The organism is Conyzicola sp. (assembly GCF_046714715.1).
In the GTDB taxonomy this organism is placed as follows: Bacteria; Actinomycetota; Actinomycetes; order Actinomycetales; family Microbacteriaceae; genus Conyzicola.
Window position 1 is genome coordinate 1 of the sequence record NZ_JBKKAD010000071.1, and the last position, 3905, is coordinate 3905.

4 protein-coding genes are annotated in these 3905 nt (G+C 66.6%); 1 reads left to right on the plus strand and 3 read right to left on the minus strand.

Features of this window, described 5'->3' with window-relative positions:
- From ACLQ6X_RS05810 to groES, 3 genes are all read right to left on the minus strand, one after another.
- Positions 1–975 (minus strand): ABC transporter substrate-binding protein (locus tag ACLQ6X_RS05810; RefSeq protein ID WP_411699227.1); only part of this gene is annotated, 975 nt, incomplete at its 3' end.
- A 142-nt stretch (positions 976–1117) separates the two neighbouring features.
- Positions 1118–2014 carry an EamA family transporter RarD gene (gene rarD, locus ACLQ6X_RS05815; RefSeq protein WP_411699229.1) on the minus strand — a complete coding sequence of 299 codons (897 nt, stop codon included), beginning with the start codon at positions 2012–2014 and terminating at the stop codon, positions 1118–1120.
- Between the two features lie 151 nt (positions 2015–2165).
- On the minus strand, positions 2166–2462 hold the full coding sequence (groES, locus tag ACLQ6X_RS05820; RefSeq protein WP_184232811.1) for a co-chaperone GroES: 297 nt from the start codon (positions 2460–2462) through the stop codon (positions 2166–2168).
- 248 nt (positions 2463–2710) lie between these two features.
- On the opposite strand from groES, the gene ACLQ6X_RS05825 reads away from it, so the two are divergent.
- A complete protein-coding gene (locus ACLQ6X_RS05825) occupies positions 2711–3886 on the plus strand; it encodes a THUMP-like domain-containing protein (RefSeq protein WP_411699228.1) in 1176 nt (391 codons plus the stop codon).
- The last annotated feature ends 19 nt before the right edge of the window (positions 3887–3905 follow it).

The window sequence follows — 3905 nt, forward strand, 5'->3', positions numbered from 1 at the left end:
GCTGAAGACGGTGAGTTCGTCTTCACCCTGCTCTGCGACGAGCTCCTGCAGCTTGGCCTGGAAGTCGTCGGTAGCGAGAACACCCGGGTTGGTGAACTGGGCGCCGGCGATGTCGACGTTGGTGTCGGTCTCTCCGATGACGCCGTAGTTGCCGTCAACGCCGTAGAGCTTCGAGAAGTCGAAGCCCTGGCCGGCGAGCTGCTCGGCGATCGTCTTGATCTCGTCGAACGAGATCACGACAAGTGCGTCGGGGTTGGTGGCCAGCAGAGCCTGGATGGCGCTGGTGAAGTCGGTCGACGCGGGCTCGAAGATCTCTTCGCCCACAACCGATGCTCCGCCGTCTTCGAGGCTGGTCTTGAGGTTGTCGTACAGACCGGTGCCGTAGGCGTCGTTCATGTACAGGATCGCGACGTCGGTCTTGCCGTCGTTGACGATCTTGTTACCGAGGATGCGGCCCTGCAGAACGTCGGAGGGAGCGGTGCGGAAGTAGAAACCGTCGTCCGGGTAGTCCGTGAAGTCAGGCGACGTGTTGGCGGGCGAGATCTGAACCACGCCGGCCTGGGTGACCTGGTCGATGAACGTCTTCGAGACGCCCGACGATGCCGCACCGATGATGGCGCTGACGCCGTCCGCGAGAAGCGCGGTCGCCGACTGCGTCGCGAGGTCGGTCGTCGTGTCGCCCGAGTCCTTGTGCTCTACGGAGATCGTGAGGCCGGCTTTGGCGTCGTTGATGTCCTGAATAGCGAGGTCGACACCGGCGAACTCGGGCGGGCCGAGAACCGCGAGGGTTCCGGTCTGCGGGAGGATCGTGCCGATCTTGAGGTCGAGCTCTTCGGAGGAACCGGTGTCGGTGTCCGTCGACGAGGCACAGCCGCTGAGAACCAGCGCGCTCACGCCGAGAAGGGTAATGCCGCTGAGCGCAGCCTTAACCGTCTTCGAGCGAGTGGCCGAGTTGGCCCGGGAGAATGCACCCATGTTGCTCCTTGATGAAGTGAAGTGTGATTGTGATTGCTGACACAGCGGTGCTGTGTGCGTGGTGTAAAGCTATTGGGCGAACCGCACCGGCACAATACATGGGTGTTACAACCATGTAACACGGCTCGATCGTTATATTCCGTTACCTCGTGCGTGCTTCGGATTGAGTTGCCCGCTGGGTACGGAACATGTCGATCGTGAGAATTACCAGTGCGATCCAGACGAGACCGAAACCCCACCAGCGGGCGGGAGGCATCGATTCCTGCAACACGAAGACCCCGATGAGGAATTGGAGGATGGGCGCGAGGTACTGGGTGAGCCCCAGGTAGGTGAGCGGCAACCGGCGAGCGGCGGCGGCGAAGAACAGCAGCGGCACGGCCGTGACGACGCCCGCGAAAAGGATGGCGACGGTCTGCAGCACGCTCTCGGTGCCGATGGTGAGCAGCCCGCTGGCGCCGAGCACGACGAGCATCACTGTGGCGGGGATCGTGAGCCACGCGGTTTCGATGGTGAGCCCGCTGACCGCGTCGACGCGGCCGCCCACCTGCTTCTTCACCAGCCCGTAGAGGCCGAACGAGAACGCGAGGGCGAGCGCGATGAAGGGGAACTGCCCGTAGTTCAGGGCGAGGATGAGCACGGCGACCACGGTGACGCCGATCGCCACCCACTGCAGGGGCCGCAGCCGCTCGCGCAGAACGAAGACGCCCAGCAGAACGGTCACGATCGGGTTGGTGAAGTAGCCGAGGGCCGCCTCGACCACGTGGCCGCTCAGTGTCGCGTACACGTAGACGAGCCAGTTGACCAGGATGAGCAGGCCGGCGCCGCCGAGGATGAGCGTCGTGCGCCGGTCGCGCACGATGACCATGAGCGCCGGCCAGCCGCGGGTGACCGTCAGCAGCAGGGCGCAGAAGATCAGCGAGAGAACGATGCGCCAGGCGACGATCTCGAACGCCGTCGCCGGCCGCAGCAGCAGGAAGAAGAGGGGGAGCACGCCCCAGAGCGCGTACGCCGCGATGCCGAACAGCAGACCTCGACCCATGGGGAGGCCGTCGCTCGGCGAGGCGGTGGACGCGGGGACGGTTACGGCTGGTGGCACGCCCTCCACCCTATCGGCGGGCGTAACGACGGAACGCCCGGTGGCTGGGCCACCGGGCGTTCCGGGTAGTACTGGTGCTGCCTGTGTTCGCTGGTTAGCGGACGACGACCGCGAGCACGTCGCGAGCGGAGAGCACGAGGAGGTCTTCTCCGCCGTACTTCACCTCGGTTCCGCCGTACTTGGAGTAGATGACCTTGTCGCCGACGGCGATGTCGAGGGGGATGCGGTTGCCGTTGTCGTCGATGCGGCCGGGGCCGACGGCGACAACTTCGCCCTCCTGGGGCTTTTCCTTGGCGGTGTCAGGAATGACGAGCCCGGAGGCGGTCGTCGTTTCTGCTTCGACCTGCTTGATCACGATGCGATCCTCGAGCGGCTTGATGGAGACCGACACAGTTGACCTCTTTCTAAATTCTTGGGTTGGCACTTTCGATGTGAGAGTGCCAGAGCAACTATACGTCGGATGCTGGCACTCGATCAATCCGAGTGCCAATCGCCGCGGCATCCGCCCGCCCTCTTCCTGCCAAATGAAGGAGATTTCGCGACGGAGGGCCGCGCATCCGCGCCGATGTGTGACTCGACCCCAGGTTCTCCTTCATTTGGCAGGTCTGGGCGCGGGCGCGGGGCTGGGAGAATGAGGCTATGGACGCCACCGAGTTTCGCGAGCTGATGTCGACCGAGGGGCTCGGACTGCTCGACTCGCTGCCGCCGTTCGACTCCCACGCCGATGTCGTGCGAACCGTCGCGACGCTGCGCAAGGCCGGGCACTCGCCCGCGCTCGTCGCCGCCGTGCTCACCCAGTCGAAGCTGCGGTCGCGGGCCGTCGCCAAGTTCGGCCCGTTCGCCGAGCGCATGCTGTTCACCGAGGCGGGCCTCGAGCAGGCCACCCGGCTCAAGGTGGCCGCGCTGCACGCCGGCCGGTTCCGCGACGCCGGAGTCACCCGCGTCGCCGACCTGGGCTGCGGCATCGGCGCCGACGCCCTCGCCCTCGCCGCGATCGACATCGAGGTGACGGGCGTCGAACGCGACGAGGTCACCGCGGCGATCGCCGCCTACAACCTGGCACCGTTCACCAACGCGACGATCGAGCATGCGGATGCCACGGCTATCGATCTCGACGGGTTCGAGGGCGTCTACCTCGACCCTGCCCGGCGCAACGACGCCCGGCGCCTCGCGGACCCGGCCGACTGGTCGCCCTCGCTCGACTTCGCCTTCGCGGTCGGCGAGAGGCTGCCGACGGGCGTCAAGCTCGGCCCCGGCATCGACCGCGACCTGATTCCCGCGGGGGTCGAGGCGCAGTGGGTGTCGGTCGACCGCGACGTCGTGGAGCTCGGCGTGTGGTTCGGGGCCGCGGCTCGCCCCGGTGTCGGCCGCGCGGCGCTCGTGATCGGCGACCACGGCACCGCCGAGCTCACGGCCCCCGCCGACAGCCCCGACGTCGAGCTCGGCGACCTGGGCGGATACCTCTACGAGCCCGACGGCGCGGTGATCAGGGCGCGCCTCATCGGCGACCTGGCCCGCGGCATCGACGCCCGCATGATCAGCGACCAGATCGCCTACCTCAGCACCGACACCCCGGTGGAGACGCCGTTCGCCGTCGGCTTCCGCATCACCGAGACGCTCCCCCTCGACGAACGGGTGATCAAGAAGCGGCTGCAGGCGCTCGGCATCGGCACACTCGAGATCAAGAAGCGCGGCGTCGACGTCGACCCGGCGCAGTTCCGCGCCAAGCTGTCGCTCAAGGGAAACAACAAAGCCACCCTCTTCCTCACGCGGGTGGCGGGGAAGCGAGTGGCGCTGTTGGCGCAGCGGGTCTAGCTGTTGTAGTAGCTGCCGC

Bases quoted from the DNA above. Each gene is read 5' to 3' on its own strand.
- rarD (WP_411699229.1), bottom strand. From the start codon at position 2,014: ATGGGTCGAGGTCTGCTGTTCGGCATCGCGGCGTACGCGCTCTGGGGC.
- ACLQ6X_RS05825 (WP_411699228.1), top strand. From the start codon at position 2,711: ATGGACGCCACCGAGTTTCGCGAGCTGATGTCGACCGAGGGGCTCGGA.